This window comes from Rhizobium sp. BK538 (genome assembly GCF_014197575.1).
Classification (GTDB): domain Bacteria; phylum Pseudomonadota; class Alphaproteobacteria; order Rhizobiales; family Rhizobiaceae; genus Rhizobium.
The window spans coordinates 101977-119474 of sequence record NZ_JACIFT010000017.1; the positions used below are offsets into that span (position 1 = coordinate 101977).

Annotated in this window: 10 protein-coding genes; all 10 read right to left on the bottom strand. The window is 59.2% G+C overall.

The window, feature by feature from the left end:
- Nucleotides 1-126 precede the first annotated feature (126 nt).
- Nucleotides 127-3075 (bottom strand): SEL1-like repeat protein, encoded by a 2949-nt coding sequence (locus FHX09_RS21155; protein ID WP_132588259.1) that lies wholly within the window; start codon nt 3073-3075, stop codon nt 127-129.
- Nucleotides 3072-4238 carry an alginate lyase family protein gene (locus FHX09_RS21160; RefSeq protein ID WP_183718593.1) on the bottom strand — a complete coding sequence of 389 codons (1167 nt, stop codon included), beginning with the start codon at nt 4236-4238 and terminating at the stop codon, nt 3072-3074. The genes FHX09_RS21155 and FHX09_RS21160 overlap by 4 nt, the downstream gene beginning before the upstream one ends.
- The gene (locus tag FHX09_RS21165) at nt 4235-7978 is read right to left on the bottom strand and encodes a NosD domain-containing protein (protein WP_184450574.1); all 3744 of its coding nucleotides are present in this window, start codon (nt 7976-7978) and stop codon (nt 4235-4237) included. The genes FHX09_RS21160 and FHX09_RS21165 overlap by 4 nt, the downstream gene beginning before the upstream one ends.
- Before the next feature lie 23 nt (nt 7979-8001).
- The gene (locus FHX09_RS21170) at nt 8002-9132 is read right to left on the bottom strand and encodes an HlyD family efflux transporter periplasmic adaptor subunit (RefSeq protein ID WP_132588262.1); all 1131 of its coding nucleotides are present in this window, start codon (nt 9130-9132) and stop codon (nt 8002-8004) included.
- Between the two features lie 10 nt (nt 9133-9142).
- Nucleotides 9143-10789 carry a glycosyltransferase gene (locus FHX09_RS21175; protein WP_246699473.1) on the bottom strand — a complete coding sequence of 549 codons (1647 nt, stop codon included), beginning with the start codon at nt 10787-10789 and terminating at the stop codon, nt 9143-9145.
- 123 nt (nt 10790-10912) lie between these two features.
- Entirely contained in the window at nt 10913-12304 is a 1392-nt protein-coding gene (locus FHX09_RS21180) for a nucleotide sugar dehydrogenase (protein WP_184450576.1), read from the bottom strand.
- Between the two features lie 529 nt (nt 12305-12833).
- Entirely contained in the window at nt 12834-13655 is an 822-nt protein-coding gene (locus FHX09_RS21185; RefSeq protein ID WP_132588265.1) for a carbohydrate ABC transporter permease, read from the bottom strand.
- 2 nt (nt 13656-13657) lie between these two features.
- Entirely contained in the window at nt 13658-14524 is an 867-nt protein-coding gene (locus FHX09_RS21190; protein ID WP_183718585.1) for a sugar ABC transporter permease, read from the bottom strand.
- 51 nt (nt 14525-14575) lie between these two features.
- A complete protein-coding gene (locus FHX09_RS21195) occupies nt 14576-15907 on the bottom strand; it encodes an extracellular solute-binding protein (RefSeq protein ID WP_184450577.1) in 1332 nt (443 codons plus the stop codon).
- A gap of 45 nt (nt 15908-15952) precedes the next feature.
- Nucleotides 15953-17470, bottom strand: a complete 1518-nt coding sequence (locus FHX09_RS21200) for a putative N-acetylmannosamine-6-phosphate 2-epimerase (protein WP_184450578.1) — start codon at nt 17468-17470, stop codon at nt 15953-15955.
- Nucleotides 17471-17498: the final 28 nt, after the last annotated feature.

Consider the following 17498-nt stretch of genomic DNA (forward strand, 5'->3'; position numbering starts at 1 on the left):
CGGGCCGGCACGATCAGCGCCGTGCATGCAAGGACGCGTGAATTGCTCTCCCGGTCTCCCTGCAGGTTCAGACCTCCCAGCGGCTGGCGGGGTATGCGCCTGCGAAATGTGACGCTGCGTTGGCGCTCACTCTTCCACACCATTGTCTTCGACCCCTTGCAGCGATACGGAAGACATGTCTCCCGCACCCATTTTTTTTAGCTTCTTTGCAGCTTGAACATGCTGCAGCGCGCGGGCGCTCTGCAGCCACTTGATCGCTTCGGCCTTGCTGGCGTCCGTGTTGTCGGCTTCGAGTTCCAGGGCGAGATGGAACATTGCAGTGGTGCTGCCTGCATTCGCGGCTCGCAGCTCCCATTCGCGCGCCTTCTTCGGATCCTTGTCGACGCCGATGCCGTATTTGTAGACCTCGGCTAGTCTGTACATGGCGTCGGGAGCATCCCATCCCGTGCTGGCCGAAGCCCTTTCCAGCCAGAGGATTCCTGCCTCGGGATCACGCTGGGTGCCAAAGCCGGATAGAAGCGCGATGCCGGCTCCGATCATCGCGGACACATGACCTTCCCGGGCACCGCGCATATTCAGTCGGAAGTTCTGCGATGCATCGACCTCAGGTCCGATTGCTGCACCATATGTCTCCGCAAGGTCATGCCAGGCAAATGCATAGCCGTGCTCGGCCGCAGTGCGCAGCAGCTGAACGGCCTTGTCTTTTTCTCTTTTGACACCGCTGCCCCACATATAGGCGAGGCCAAGGTCGCGCGTTGCCATGTGGCTTCCTGCATCGGAGGAAATCTTCAGATGGGTCGCGGCAACAGCGAGATTGCGCTCTACGCCGCGCCCGTCGCGATAGGCGCGTGCCATGCGCATGTTGGCGGTCGGGTCATCGGGATGGAGCGCCAGCACCGAGCGGTAGTAGCCAACGGCCTTTTCGCCATCGCCTTCGACGTGCTTGCCATCCATGTAGAGGTCGCCAAGTTTCAGGAGTGCATCGACATCACCCTTCTGAGAGGCCTGCTCCAAGAGTTCGAGGCCGGTGGGGACATCTTTGGCATCCCCCTTTCCCTCGATGTAGACATTTGAAAGCGCAACGGCGGCACCGGGAATCTTGGCACCCGTGAGTTCGCGCAGCATCGAGGCGCCCTGAAGGTTCAGGCGTATATCCGATGGCATCAGCATGGCGCTCGCCAGATGCACCTTCTCGCGCGGAACGTCGCTCGCCGTCTTCAGGGCTAGGCGCAGCCATTCTGCCCCGACATTCGGATTTTGGGCCCGCTCGGACACATATTCGTAGAGCTCAACGGCCGCCGGGCTGTTGTTCTTTCGCGCGGCTGTCGTCAGTCGCTCGATCGCTTCGTCCAGCTTGCCATTTGCCTTGAGGAACCGCGCCATTTCAACCGGCGCTTCCCGGTTCCCGGCGGCGATCGCATCGGAGAAGGCCTCATGCGCGTCGCGAAATGCGGTCTCTCCGCCACGCGAGAGGTAGAGGTTCGCCAGGCTGACGAGGGCGTCGGTGGCGCCAAGCGAAATCGCCTTCTTGTAGAGCGTGACCGCCCGGTCGAAATCTTGCCCGACGATTTCACCGTCGGCATAGGCCTCGGCCTCCTTCAGCATGGCGCTTTCGCTGCCTGCGCGCGACGCGCGCTCGATATAGGGGAAGGCTTTCTTGCGCTTGTTGATATCGGCGGACGACAGATAGACATCCGCCAGGCGATTGAGCACCTCGACCGACTCGGCCGCTGCCAGGGCTCGGAGATAGAGGTCAATAGCCTTCGTCTCGTTGATCTCTCCAACAACACCCTTGGCGTACATGTCGCCAAGAAGCAGTTGGCCGGTGACGCTTCCCTTCGCGGCTAGCTCGTTCAGCTTTTCGACCGCAAGCTCAACGTTTTCGCGGCTTCTCAGCGATGGGGCATCGATTACCAGATGGGCAAATCTCGTGAGCGCGGAGTTGGATCCGTTCTTGACCCCGAGCCGGAAAATGTTTGCAGCACGCGTCTGGTCTATTACGACACTTGCGCCGTCGCGAAAGCTTTCGCCAATCCGGATCAGATCTTCACCATTGGCGACATCGCCGGCCATCGTCGCCTCATAGAGTTGGTCCGACGACCGCCTGCGCTGTTCGGCGGTTTCCTGCAATGCCTGGGAGTAATAGAGGACCGCCGTTGCGTCCTTGGCGTCGATCAGCCTGGCAATCCACATATCATAGACTTGTGGCGGGACGTTCAATGGACCGGCGTCGGCAAAGTCGCGCACCAATTCCTGCGCGGCTTCGATCGATCCAGCGGCGGCGGCTGCCTGGTATTGTTCGATAGCGGCGGCAGGATCGAAGAGCGGCGTATCAGGTTCGCCGAGCAGACGTGCGACCCAGACAACGGCTGTGATCTGGCCTAGTTGCGCAGACTTGCGATACCAGGCCAGAGCCTCCTTCTGATCCTCGGGCTTGTCCGACAGCCTTCGATAATATCCGCCGAGATCGAAGGCGGCGCCTGCATCTCCGCGCGCAGCGCGCTGGCGCAGTAGGCTGAGGCCGAAGTTCGTCATAGCAGCCGCCTCGACCGGTGTCGCGCCGGGCAGCTTCGCCAGCTCGAATGCTGCCGCGCCGTCACCAAGGCGAAGGGCAAGATTGAGGTTATCGCGCGCTTCTTGAGCGCGGTTGGGAAACGATGCCAGCTTCTGCCCGCGGACATAGGCCGCCTCGGCATTGCCAGTCTTGATAACGTCATTCAGCAGGGCAAGCGCGCGATCGACGTCAACTGGCCCTCCTTCGCCTGCCAGCATCATCTTGGCGAGCAGAAGCTTTGCTTCGGCTTGTCTGGCACCGGGCAACGTCACGGCGGCCTCAAGGGCTTGGCGTGCTTTCGGGAAGTTTGGAACTCTCAGCGAATTGGCGGTCGAGACCGCTACTCCGCTCCGCAACTGCTTGGCGATCTTCAGAAGTCCCTCGCCGTCGTTCTGCTGGATCAACAGATCGACCTGTTCGGCCGGCGTCGCTGTCAGTTCGGCGACGGCCACCATCGGCGTTGAAAAGGCCAGATAGGTGGCTGCAAGCAAAACGGAGAGATGCTTCTGGCGTGGTGTCATCCCAGCCTCCAGAAGCATGTGGCGTTGCCGCCGGCGAATTCGTCGATGAGAGGACGCTCGTTTGCTCCTTCTCGTTCAAGGAGAGCGCCTGCACGCCGCTGAGTGAAGTTCGCCGGCTCATGAACGGCGAGCGCTTCGAGGAACGCGAGATAGTGGCGTCCGTTGCCCCGGTTTTCCAGGAAGCCGAAATCCGGCTTCATGAAATCCTGTTCCGGCCCTGGAATGTAGTTCTCGGCGGAGTAGGCATTGACCAGGATCGGGTTGGTCATGCCATTCATCCAGTAGGACAGGACCGTCCACATGGATTTCTTCTTTCCGTCGGCCGCTGTCGCGTCGAACAAGTCGTCCTGCCCGCCCGCTGCAATTTCAGCCATGACGGTCATGCTGGTCAGCGACTGACGCATGTACCAGAGTGCGCGTGCGCCGCGACGCGTTTCCAGCGGCAGGCTGCCATCGGCGCGGGCGTCATCCAGGATAACGCGAAAGCGGTCGAGCCCCTTCTGGTAAAGTGCCTGGTCACCCGTCAGGCTACCCCAGGCCATCAGGACGCTGTCGGCCAGATAGCGGTGATTGTTATAGTCGACGCTTCCCTCGAAAATCTGATCGGTGCGTCGAACCAGCGGATCGATCCAGGCGATTAGCTTCTGCTTCTCGTCATCGCCAAGCCCGTCGCGGATGATCGAATAGGCCACCACAGTCGGCAGCATCAGGCGTTTCAGAGCATAATAGGCGTCGTGAATTTTCTCGGTTTCAGAGAATGCACTGGCGTCCGCCCACTTCAACAGAAAGGCCTTGAGCATTTCCTCGGCGCGTTTATCGCCAGCGAGCGCGCGGCCGGACAGAACCATGACCGCCCATGCGTATTGGTTGCCAGACCGGTCCGTGCCGTATCCCTCCGTGGTCGTCAGGCCCTTGATGACCTCGATGTTCAGCCATTTGGCGTCGGCATCGACCGCAAGGCACGCCTTGCGCGCGTTGGATGATGGATTCTGCGCGAGAAAGGCCTTGCGTGCCTTTACATCAAACAGCCCTTGATAGCCGCCGTTCGCCGCTTGGCTTACGGATGCCCGTGTCGAGCTCGGCAACACTGTTGCGCTGAGAATGGCTGCGATCAGGGCGATCCCGCTACGTGCCGCGAGGAGAGAATGAGCCGCCTTTTTCAAGTGTTGTCTCCTTTTCCATGGAAACTTTCGAATTGCACGGTGCCGCGGGCGTCCGTGCAGTTGCCGGAAGTTTTGCTGTCAAAGAAAAGTGCATCGTTCTCCCCCAGGAACCCCGCCTCCCGGAATGCACAATCGTAATTTGCCGGCCGCTGCGGACGGCAGGTAGATGCGATTGCTACATCCTGATGCCCATTGAATCGCAGCACATGTCCCTCAAACGGGCGTGTGTCGCCGTCAAGCAGACGCCCTTCCTGATTGCGAAATTCGTTCTTTGCCAGCGTGAGCCCAGAGACGCCGGCAGCCTTTATCCCCTTGCCGTTTGCAGCGATCAGGTTGTCCGTCGCGGTGAACGTCGTCAGTGGCACATAGGGATCCATTACCAGATCGCGCTTATGCTCATCCTCTGCGAGCGACAGGTCGCTGATGTAGCCACTGATGGCCTCGAGCTTGTTGCGGACGATGGCGTTGTCATGGACGCCAATATCCCAGCTGTTACGCATGCGCACGCCGGAGCGGCCATTCTCGATGAAGGCGTTGGCAACTGCGAGATTGCAGCTACTCTCGAAGAACGTCAGGCCATCTTGGTCGTTCTCGAAGGAAAGGTTGCCATAGACAAGGTTATCCACGCTGTCACGGTCCAACATCAGGCCGGAGCCCTTGTTGTGGAACACCACGTTGCCGACCTGCCAACTGGCATCGACGCCGCGGGAAATGATGATGCCGTGTTTCACCATGGTATCATGCGCGGTGTTGAGCGCGATCAGCAGTCGATGCGAGCGGTCGTGCGGATCGACGCCATAAAGGACGTTGTTTGCGTACTCGTTGCCGATGAGCGAGATGTCATCGGCCTCGTAGGAATAGAAGCCGTACTCGAAGTTATGAAAATAGTTCTCGACGACAATGCCCGTCGGATTTCGCAATTGTTCGCGAGCCTTGGCGATTGTCTTCGGGCCGGCCGAGAACGTAAGTCCAAAAGACTTCGATGCTGCATATCCCAGCGAATCCAGAACAGATCCGCCAATATACATTTCGGAATTGCTCCAGCCGACGATGAAGGGCCGGAATACCCCACGCGTGTCTTTGCTGGAATTGCGCGGCTTCTGCAGCGCCTCATCCCACGATGTTACGGTCGTGTCCTGAATGTAAAGTTTGCCGCCGACCGCGAGAAAGGCGCCAGCGGTGGCGGACAAGCGATAGGCGGAAGCCTCCTGCCCGGACAGGATCAAGGCGGCCCCCTCGCCAACGAGCAGCGGCGCGCGAAGCGTGACGATATCGCCCTCCCGTTCGACCAACGGCTCGCCAGCCGTGCTATCCAGCTGCATGGCAAGACTACCAAGTGTATAGGTGCCGCTCTGAATGACGATAATGCGCGGATAGAGAAGCCCTTGCGCGCGGGCGGCATGGGAAAGACCGGTAAATCCGCCTGCAAGGTCCTCCATGAACTTGCTTTCATAAGGACTAAGGTTTCCCAATGTTATTGAGATCTGCCCCGGTGTTGGCAGCGGTATCATCGAGCGCGTCGTTGCCGCCGTCTTGCTTATGTCGGGATACCCATATCTGCTGAGCGGGGCGCTCATCACGGCTGTCGTCTTCAGCGACATGCGGCCATCGCTGAAGACGGCCTTCGAGGGCTGGGGCAGGCCTTCGTTTCTCGCCTCCAATGATGCCTTCTTCAGCCAGTCTCTATAGTCTGACGTTTCACCCTTCCCCAGCCCCCAACCGAGCCGGTCAAGGTGGCGCAACTGCGCCTCGGCAATGGCGCGAAACGTGCCCACACGCAGTATCGGATCGCGAATGTCTTTGGTGGCAAGGATGGCCGTCCTGACATAGGCCGGATCGTTCGCGGCCGCGATCATGACCTCGGCTTTCAGTTGCTCGTCGCTGGCCGCAGGCTGGCTGTCGAAGTAGGCGATGGCGGTCTTCGCGTCACCTTTCAACGCAGCCCGGCTCGCGATGCGTCCAGCTGCCTTCGCCTTCAGCTTCTCGTCGGAAATCTTGCTGACGAGCTTCTTGGCAAGCGCGATCTGGTTGGACTTCGATAAGTAGTCAATGATGTCGAAGAACAGGTCATCACGCTGCTCTGCCTTGTCCACCCCGCCTGCATAGGAGATCGCCTGGTCGACGACATCGGCCGCCTTCTCGGCCCCGTCCTTTCCGGATATCTCTTTGGCAAGCCGGAGGAGCGCCTCGACACGATACTCCGGTTCCTTGATGGAGCTTGCCAGGCCCATGGCGTCGTCGGTCTTGCCATTGCGTGCCCAGACGCGGACAATTTCCGACTGCACGCGGCCTTTGTCTTCGTCGTTTGCTATCTCGTCGGCGATCTTCGTTGCGGCATCGAGGTCTCCTTCTCGCGCCTTGGCGCGGCCTATGCCCGAGAGCGCCTGCTCACGGTCCTTGAGGGTGGTGATCTTCGGGAGAAGCGCTTCGGCCTTCTTCAAATCGTCGCTGTCTGCGAACGCCTTGGCAAGGTTGCCGAGGGCATTGGATGCGCCCTTCATGTCGGTGAGCTGATCTGCGAAGGCTTGGGCATCATCGAACCGCTTGAGGTCGGTCGCTCCGCCGATAGCGGCAATCAGCGCCGCTTCCCTCGCATCGCCGCTTAGTGCTTTGACGATCTGCGTGCCACGGTCGTATTGCTGGGAGGCCATCTTTGCCAGGCCGCGATCACTGAGTTCGGAGGCAAGGGTGAAGTCGATCTCCGCAAGCCCCGGGCCGGTTTCCATCACGTCGGTCATTGCGGTCGCGTCGATCAGGCGGTCGGCATCAACACGGTTCTTGACGATGCGGATGATGAGGTCCTCCTGATCGCTTCGATCGGCCAAACTCGTGGCAAAAACCGGGAACAGGTTCACTGCATTCGCCTTGAGGGCCGCGCTCAGGACCTCGTTGACGGTGTCGGCGCGGTGTTCGGACGACTCCGGATCGACGGCGAGAGCAAACAGCAGGGCTTGTTCTATCCGGCCGGCCTTGAGTTCGGCCTTCACTGCCGCCGAGATGTCGTCGAATTTGGCGTCCTTAATTTCCTTTTTGCCGAGTTTCTTGTCGCCAAGCAGCCGCAGGGCGATATCGTAGCGGGCAAAGCCACGCATGCGCGCCGGCCACATGCCGCCGACCGCCTTGTTGACGATGTTCGAGGTCAGCTTCGGTTCGACGTAGGCGCCGACCTGGGCGATGTTGTTAAGCGCGGCATTCTTCTCTTCAGCTAAGGTGATCTGCACGCTGACATCGATTGCCCTTTCCAAGAGGGTCAAAGCGGCATCGTGGTCGCTTGCGATCTGCCTCGCATAGTCGGCCAGCGCCGATACTTTGAGTTCCGGTGCCGATAGGGCGTCGACAAGGTCGTCGATCCTCAGCCTGGTCGCAACGCGTGCGTCCGGGTCGGCGCCCTTGTCGGTCAGGCTTGAAAGCGTGGCGCTCAGCGTCCCTGTTGTGACGACATCAGGCGTAATGCCGGCCGCCTCGAGGTCGGCAATGCTCGCTTTGGCAGCCTCATCACCACCTTCCGCGCTCACCGAAAGTGCGGCAAGCTGGTCGCGGGCGCGGTCATAGGCTTTGATCCGCTCGGCAGGTGTCTTGGCCTTGTCGACATCCAGAACAGATTGCCGGATTTTCTCGACGATCTGCTGAACGCTATCCAATGTCTGAGCGTATGCAGGATACGTCCCGATTGCGCCGAACAGGGCGGTCGCGGTCAAAACCGAGACGGTCAATCCAGCGAGGTATCGTTTTTTGCTCATTCGCATTAACTCCCTCAACTCCCTCATCCCTTGGTTTCGGCAGCAGGTTGGCTCTCTGTGCCGCTTGTGCTGACGGCGTTGTTCAGCTTTTCCGGCAGGTTCGCGGTCGTCCAGGGCGACTGCACAAACCGCACCGTCACAGGCGTTCCCACGATGGAGGAGAGATCTGCGTCTCCCACGTCGATATTGATCGGGATCTTGTTGCCTGACTCCAGATCGGTGCTTGTAAGCTTCGGCAGATCCCGGATGGTCGCGTTTGAGATTTGTTCGCCATGCGGAAGCTCGACCAGAACACGGGCGCCCCTAAAGAGACGCAAGGCCTGGGAATAATCGACCATCGCCACGACGTGCGGCTTGGCGTTTTGCATGCTGAGAGAAAGAAGCCGTTGTCCGGCTCGGACCTGGCTGTCCAATCCTACCTGAGCATCCTGAATGATACAGTCACAACGGGCCAGCACGGTAATGCTGCGGTTGTTGGCCGTCGGCAGGATCGTCGCCACAGGATCACCGGCCTTCACTGCCCCTTGTGTCACGATGTTGGTGACGACACCGTCCGATGGTGCGATCACGGCAGCAGAATCGATTGTCACAAGTGACTCGTCGGCACGGAAGGTCCAGAGCCTTTGATAAAGCGCGCCCCACAGAAAAAGCAGTACCCCGAGACCGAGGATCGACGTCGCGGCAATTCGCAGAATCCGCCTGGCCACTGCCTTGTGCCGCTCGGCAGAAGACGGTTCTTGCGAGCCGGAATCCTTCTTCCGACTACGCGGATCGATGGAGTGGCTCGATAGATCGAGGACGTCGTTGAGGGCGACGACTTCGCCAGTCAGATGGGCATCACGCACATAGCGCAGAAAGCGGAGCTTTTCCTCCGTCAGCGACATGTACTGGAAGCCCGTGCGTCCCTTCGCGGGGTCGCAATAGCGAACCTGTGCATCGACCCTCAGCGTAAACACAAAGCCGTCAAAGGGGAATTCAAGATCCACCGGAAACGTTTTGAATTCGGGCAGGACCGTCTTTCCGGTCGCAACGCCTATGCCTCCGACCGACCAGTCGAGGCAGTTGTATCGGTATCCGTCGATGACGCATTTCAACGGGAGTTTGTAGCGTGCGTGCTGGCGTTGTACATCCGCTTCGAATTTTACGACGTTCATATCCGCTCCCTCAATTAATCGGGTCCAGCCCGTAGGCCATTGCAAGTATGGATGCGTCTGGAATTGCCAATTGCCCAAGGACGAGGGCGACAATCGTTATGAAAAGCGCAATCGCGATGACATGAACAAGCGTTGACGAAGCTTCGCGCGCGCGGGCTTGAAGGCGCGTCCGGCTATCTGCAAGCGTCGTCTTCTGGCGCGTCCACTTTTGCTTGTTCAGGTGGAAGAAAATGTAGGTTTTGACGATCGATCCGTAGATCTGATTGAAATAGATGAAGAAGGGATAGAAGGCCGAGACGCGGCGGCGTGAATTGAACAGCATCAGCGTCAGCAGGTAGCGCGTGGCAAGCACCCAAAGAAGATAGATGAGGAAGGCGAAGGGCGTTTCGAACACCCCGACCAGGAGAACCATTGCCAGTCCCGCGAGCGAGGTCCACATCGAGACGCGCTGATCGAAGATCGTCCACCACGTGAAGAAGCCGACCTTTGACGGGCCCAGTGCCAGCGCCCGTGAATTCGTACGCAGCATATTGCCGAACCAGCGCACCATCAGTTGTGTCGCCGCCGGCAGGAAGTATTTGGATGGAGGCTCCTCGACGGTCGCAACGACAACGTCGGGGATGTAGAGCATCTTGTAGCGGTTGCGCAGCAGCCAGAACCAGCTCGACTTGTCGTCTCCGGTCAGGAATTTCAGCCGGCCGAACCGCCAGTGATCGACGTAGTCGGATTCGACCTGCCTGACAAAATCGGGATTGCAGATAATCGACGCCCTGAACATCGACATGCGTCCGGTCAGCGTCAGCACCTTGCGCGATAACCCATTCGACGACATGAGGATATGGCGCTGAGCGAAGCGCAGGCTATACCAGATGTGGAACTTTGTCTTGCCATGCACACGCGAGACCTCATCTGTCGTGAGTGCGCCGACGCTGTTGTCCGCTCGGAAAAAGCCCGCGCATTTGCTGACAAGATCAGGTGGAACGATCGAGTCGCCGTCGATGACGGCCACCACATCGTCGGCCGTCGGCTCCTGTCGCGAGATCGCACGGAAGCCATAGGCCAGCGCATCGCGCTTGCCGGTACCGGCGATGCGCGTGATGACGAGGCGAACATTGGTGTCCTCGCCGCAGATCAGGCTGTAGAGCGACTTGACGAGACGCTGGTCTCCCATTTCGACGATCGAAGCGACCACGGTGGCACCACCGGGTGCACGCTTTGCGGCTTCGAACGCGGCGCGGTAAACGGCTGCCGTCGTATCGCCGTCAATGCGGAAACTGGTGACAAGGAAAAAGACGTGCTGATCGCCTAACGTGGCCGCGCTCTTGCGCATTGCATCCTCGGCCTCGGCGCGCATCTTGGGAAAGACCATCGAGCGGTAGATGTTGGAGCGCACAAAATGCGCGAGGCCCCAACCGTAACGCCAGACAGCGAGGAAGCCGAGGCCGAAAAGGGCACCGGAATGGGCGCTGACGAGGCTATCGAGTGGTGTAATGCAAGCGATGCTAAGGATCAGAGCAATATAGGCGAGATGCGCTTCAAGGGTTTCACTCCAGGTGACGAGCCACGAGGCGGATCCGGCGTCGGGGCCGTCGGGCGACGGCGCCAGTAGACGATCTACTGGTGCGGCAACCGGCCCATAGCCGTCAGCGTATTGCATTCCTGCCATCGGTTCCTGCCTCGATGTTTATGCTTGCAATGCAGTGTGAGAAGCACTCCAGCTTCCCTTTGCTTTTGTTTTGAAAAGGTGCGCCGGCCACGCCAAGCGGCCAGCGCAAGCACGTCACCAGCACAGGCCGTGATAGACGACGTTTTTGTTTTCCGGCTTTTCGATGCGTGCCAGATCGATGACCGTCACCGGTTTACCAGCGGTCTCGATCGCATCCTTGAGACCCGGGTATTTGTTGCCGACCACGATGACTTCGGATCTCGCGATGACATCCTTGATGTTGTCGTGGAGTAGCGGCGCGATGTGCTTGAGAAAGTTACGGCCCTGGCTCGCATCCCTGGCAACATGCGGATCGTAGATCGACACGTCCTTGCCCTTGCCCAGAAAACCCTCGACGAGTTCAAGCAGCGGGCTTTCCCTAAGGTCATCCGTGTCGGCCTTGAAGGTCACACCGATAAAGCCGATCGCTTCATGCGATGCAGCGTCGACCAGCGAACGCGCGTGGTCGATCTGCACGACATTGGCAAGGCGTGCGGCGTCCAAGACCGGTGTCGGCACGTTCATTGAGCGGCCAAGTGCCGTTAACGCCCGCAGATCCTTTGGAAGGCAGGAGCCGCCATAGGCGAAGCCCGGTTTCATATAGGCGCGGGATATGTTGAGGCGCGTGTCGGAGCACAGCACGTCCATGACGACATGGCTGTCGATGCTCTTGGCCTTGCAGATATTGCCGATCTCGTTCGAGAAGCTGATCTTGACGGCATGCCAGCAGTTGTTGGCGTACTTCACGATCTCGGCGCTGCGCATCGGAATGACATGCGGTGCGACGCCAATATGGCTGACAAGAGCCTTGAGCGCATCAATGGAGCGCGTGTCGTCCGCATACTGCCCGAAGACGATGGCGCCGGGCTTGTAGTAGTCGGCGATCGCCGTGCTTTCGCGAAGGAATTCGGGATAGTAGGCAACGCCGAAATCACGTCCGGCGGTCTTCCCTGAGGCCTTTTCCAAGGTTGGAATGACGAGCTCTTCCATGGTCCCCGGAAGGATGGTCGAGCGCATGACGACGATATGAAACTCGGCCTTATGCCGCAGCGCCCTGCCGATGTCTTCGCAGACCTGGCGAACGTGATTGGTGTTCAGTGTGCCATCCGGCAGGCTCGGCGTTCCGACACAGCAAAATGAGATGTCGGTTTCGTTGATGGCGTCCGTTGCCGAGTGGGTTGCGCTCAGCAGGTCGTTGGCGTGCGCGCTCTGCAGCAACTCATCCAGGCCCGGCTCGACGATCGGCGCCTCACCTCCGGCAAGACGCTCGACTTTGAACTGGTCTGGATCAACAGCGACGACGGCAAAGCCGTCCTTGCTGAGGCATGCGGAGGAAACGCAACCGACGTAGCCGGCGCCGAAAATGCTCACACGATATCGACGGGCCTCGGTGCTCGGATAGTAATTGTCTAGAACAGAAACTTTTTGTTTGGAGGCAAGGCGGACGGAATTCAGGTCAAGTTCCATGTGTAACCTCATCTGCGCACAATTAAACCCTCCGGCGAATTCTTTCGTCGGGACACATGCTTACAGGCTAAGGAAACCCCCACCAGACGTAGTTTTTTAACCGTCTTTGTTGTCGCGGTACATAGATGCTAAGCGCAAATAACGTTGTATGCAATAGATAAAAATTAACCAAAACTAATATAGTTTGAGCAATTCATACTTACTTTAAAAATAAGTAAGCTAAATCAAATGATTACGGTCAAGCTTGGTGGATACCTAATCATAGAGATCAAGGCCGAGTTCTATCGCTATGACTGGTTAACTGTCAGCTGGTTCGCGTTAAAATCGGCACAGGTGAAGTTATTTTGATTTGGGACTTTGCAAGATTGTTAAGGCGCCTACAGATACTATGCATGGCAAGTATTACTGCTATTTTGCAGTAGCGCTCCCTGAAGCGTCCCGTGCGCGAGCGCTCAATGTGATGTGCGGCAGCGGCGTGGCGACAATATCGCCTCACAATCTGCTGGGATGCCAAGAGCTTGCTACCTGATCACCCCTTCACGGCACCGGCGGTCATTGAACCGGAAATTTGTCGATACATGACAAGGCCCAGCACGGCGGGCGGCAGAGCGCCGAGCATCATGACGGCCGATGCAGTGCCCCACTGCACGCCGCCGCCGCTGGCGGCAAAGAAAAAGGAGGCCCCGACGGTCATCGGGACGGCCCGGCTGGTGGTCAGCATCAAGCCGAAGAGGAACTCGTTCCAGGCCGTGATGAAGCCAAAAATGAAGGTCGTCACCAATGCCGGCCTGACCACCGGTCGGATGATCATGATCATCACCTGCCGTGAGCTGGCGCCATCGACTTTCGCTGCCTCGTCGAGCTCCAGCGGCACGTCGGAAATGGCGTTGACCATGATGACGAGAGCAAGCGGCGTATTGACGATCGTCAGGATGAAGCCCAGTCCAAGCTGCGTGTCCAGCAGGCCAAGCCATTGATACATCATATAAAGCGGGATTGCGAAGATGATCAATGGCACGGCCCGCAAGTTGATGATGATCGGCAAGAGGGTGCGCTTGCCAGCATCGCTTCGCGCGATCGCATAGGCTGCCGGGAAGGCAAGAATGATCGCCAGGCTCGTTCCGATGAGTGACGCGATCGTGCTGTTCAAGAGATAGGAATAGATGTTGAATCGGTCGGTGTGGGTCAGAACGCGAAGGTAGTTCTCGAATGTCGGCTGACCGACCCATAGGCCGGGGTTGATGGACAGTTCCTTCGCGCTCTTCAAAGAGGTAACGAGCGTTACGATGACCGGAAAGTTCATCGCGAGCGCAGCGACGGTAAAGACGATCCAGCGGGCAGTATTCAGCATCGCTATGTCCTCCTGCGCCCGGCAAGCCAGTTGAGGCCGTAGAGCACCGCAAGCGAGGCGACAAACAGCACGACGGAGGCAGCAACAGCCTTGCCGATCGCACCTCCTTTGAAAAAGGCCTGATAGATGTAGATCGAAAGCGACGTCGTCGATCCTCCCGCGCCGCTGCCGGTCAGCGCATAGACGTTGTCGAATACGCGAAAGCCGTCGATGAAGCGGATGAAGAAGGCCATCACGAGGGTGGGCAGCATCAGCGGTAGTTCGATCCACCAGAGGATCTTGAACCAGGGTGCGCCGTCGAGTGCGGCCGCCTCCCGCACATCCAGCGGTATCGCCACGTAGGCCATGTAGAAGAGCAGAAAGGCGAACGGCGTCCACTGCAGTGTCTCGACGACAACGAGGGTGCGAAAGGCATTGTTGATGTCGAGGAAGGCCGGGCTGTCACCAAACCATAGGAAAAGATAGTAGGGTACCGGCCCGGCGAACTCGTGCAGTACAAGCCGATACATCAGGCCGATCATCGCAGGCGCCACCATCAATGGCAGCATCAGCGGTGCCATCAGAAACGATCGCTTGGCAAGCAGCGGCGCAAGGAAGATCGCCAGGAACAGGCCGATCAGGCATTCGGCAAGAGCGGTCAGGATGCCAAAGCGCATCGAGAAGGATATGGCCTGCCAGAACTCCCGATCGGCAAGCACCGACACGTAGTTGCCGAACCCGCTGAGGCTTGGACTGCGCAGGTTCTCAAAGCTGACGGTTGAGACCGAGTAGATGAGATTGACGATAGAAGGGAAGCCCAGAAAGACAAGCAGGAACGCCACAAGCGGCGTCAGGTAGGCTCGGCCTTCGGCACGGTTTACAATAGCCATTATGGTCCGCCGGATTGCCGGCGCCAGGCGAAACCTGACGCCGGGTTTGCCTTACTTCTTCAACAGATCCTGCATGCCCGTCTTGACATGGGCAAGCGCCTCGTCGAGGCCCTGCTGACCGGACCAGTAGCCCGTGAATTCCTTCGCCTGGAGCTCGTAAACCGACAGAGCGTTGGCGGAGGTGGCGCCGTTCATCACGTAGCCGTACTTGCTGGCGAACTCGCCGAGTTTGACGAGATCGGGACGCTCGCTGGAGACCTTGGCGACGACATCGGGCGACAGGGCCGGAGAGCCGCCGCTCTTGGCATAAAGAAGTGCGGCATCTTCCGTTGCCAGCCATTTCAGGAATTTGGTCGCGCCTTCCTTGTTCTTGGCATTCTTGTTGAGGCCGAGACCGAGGCCGTGGATGTGATCCGCGCGACCGTCGGGGCCGGCGGGCGGCGCGACGATACCGGTCACTTCCGCGACCGCTGGCGACTTTTCCGCGTTGGTCAGGTCGGCCGCTGCTGCATTCCACTGCAGTGCGCTCGCCGCCTGGCCCGAGCTATACGCCGCGTTGGTCTCGGCGTATTCGTAGCTGAGCGAATCCTTCGGCGAAGCGCCGGCATCATAAAGCTTCTTGTAGAGCTCAAGGCCGGCCTTATACGCGTCGGAATCGACGGTGATCTTGCCATCCTTGTCCATCCAGTCGCCACCGTAGGACCGCGGCAGGGATTGAAAGACCATCATGTTGAAGAGCAGGTTTTTCATCTGCAGCACGGTGCCGTAGCGCACCGGGCTTGCAGGATTTGCCTGCTTGCTGAAATAGAGTGAGGTTGCTGCCCAATCGTCCCAGGTCCAACTGTCGGGATCCTTCGGCTGAAGCGCCTTGCCCAGATACTTCTGGGCAATTTCCCCGTATGTCTTCTTTGCCGCCCCGTCCTTCATCAGGGCGTCAACCAAATCCTTGCGATAGTACATGAAGTGCAAGGACAAATCCGTGGGCACGCCATATTGCTTGCCGTCAAACTGCATCGTTTTGAGGACGGATTCGCCAAACACCCTTGCTGCATCCGAACCCAGTTCCACCGGCTCCATGTAAGGCGCGTAACGGCCGATTGAATAGGTGGCAACGAGGTTGACGTCGAAAGCATCGGAGCCGGCGGCCATGTCGGCCTGCAGCTTGTCGAAGAAACCGTCGCGGTTGAAGAACAGCAGCTGCACCTTATCGGCATCACGGATGCCGGCCTGGGCGTTGTAGGCTTCGACCGTGGCTCTGAGCGCGGTTTCTTCCGAGCCGCCCGGCCAACCGAGTACCGTTACAGTTGCGTTTGCCATGCCCGGCAGCGCGACGCTCGCCAGAAGCGCCGCTACAACAGGAAGAGACCTCATTTTGAATTTCATCGTCGTTCCCTTTCTTTTATTAGGTTTCATGCCATTCGCCCGCCGCTACTTGCCCCCTCCAGCAAGGTCTGCGGCGCCAATGATGCCTGCGTGGTGGCCGAGCTTTGCCGCGACAAGATGCGGAGTAAGCCTTAACGACAGGCCCGACAGATGAGTGCGCATTAGATCGAGATAGCCCTCGGCCAGGCCGATGCCGCCGCCAATGACGATCACATCAGGATCGAACATCATTTGGATATCCCGGCAGAGTGTCGCGGCGCGATAAGCCGAACGGGACATGATGTCGCTCGCCCAGCTCTCTTTGTTGCGGGCGCGGTCGAAAACCTCGACGGCATCGGCCGGATGGCCGGTCTTCAACGCCTCGTTGGCGATCCATTTGCCCGAGGTCTGATCTTCGAAAGCAGCCTGCCCCTGCGATGGAGACCGGATCAGGCCAAAGTGGCCGGCAAGCCCCGACAGCGGCTTGCCGTTGATAACGACACCTCCCCCGATACCGGTCGAGATCGTCAAAAAGACCAGGTTTTTGCCTGTCCCTGCCCCAAACTTGTATTCGCCCCAGGATGCGGCCTGCGCATCGTTGATGGCAAAAGCGGGCCTGTCAAACAGTGCCTCAACGCGGTCGACAAGAGGGTAGCGATCGGGAACCGGGAGCGTCGCCGGATTGAGCGCTGACCAGTTGCCGCCTTCGATGAAGCCGGTCACCGCAATGCCGATCCGTGTGTATCGGTCCCGCCAGGTTGCCGTGCTTGCAGACACGCCCGAAAGCCAGGCGTCCGGGCCGGCGTCTCGTTCGGTCGCGACCACAATCTCTTCCAGAACGGCATCGCCGCTGACGAGCGCTGCCATCGTCTTGGTTCCGCCGATGTCGATGGAAAGCACGGTCTCGCGATGGGCGTTGTGATATGCCTTGTCGATTGCCTCATTGAACCATGAGGTGACGTGTTCGGTGCGGGTGATGGCCGAGCCCACGACGACGGCAAACGCCCCCGCTTGTGCTGCTGCTCGCGCCTGCTCGGGGGAGCGGATGCGGCCCTCGGCGATGACAAAAGGCGTGAGTTGCCGCATCGCCGCGATGAGTTCGATATCGGGGTCGAGCGGTTCCGGTCCGCCGACGTAGCCAGAGAGCGTGGTGCCGACGAAATCGACGCCTGCGGCAAGCGCCCGCCTTGCGTCGTCGAGCGACGAGCAGTCCGCCATCGTCAGCTTGCCCTTCGCCTTCACGGTGCGGATAAGCTCCTCCACCGAAGCCGGGCGAGGCCGGTTCGTCGCGTCAAAGGCGATGATATCGGCACCGGCGTCGGCCAGCGCTTCGGCATCGGCGACGAAAGGCGTGATGCGAACCTGAGTATCGGGAAGATCCCGCTTGACGATACCGACAATCGGAGCAGAAACGACGGCGCGCACGGCTTTGACATAGGCGACCGACTCGATCCTCAACGCCTTGGCGCCGGCATCACGCGCCGCTTTCGCAAAGCCGGCGACGAAATCGGCATCATCCATCGGTCCGCCGGGAACCGGCTGGCAAGATACGATAAGGCTATTCCTGATGTCTTCCCGTTGCACTCGCGACACTCCATTTCGGCATCACGAT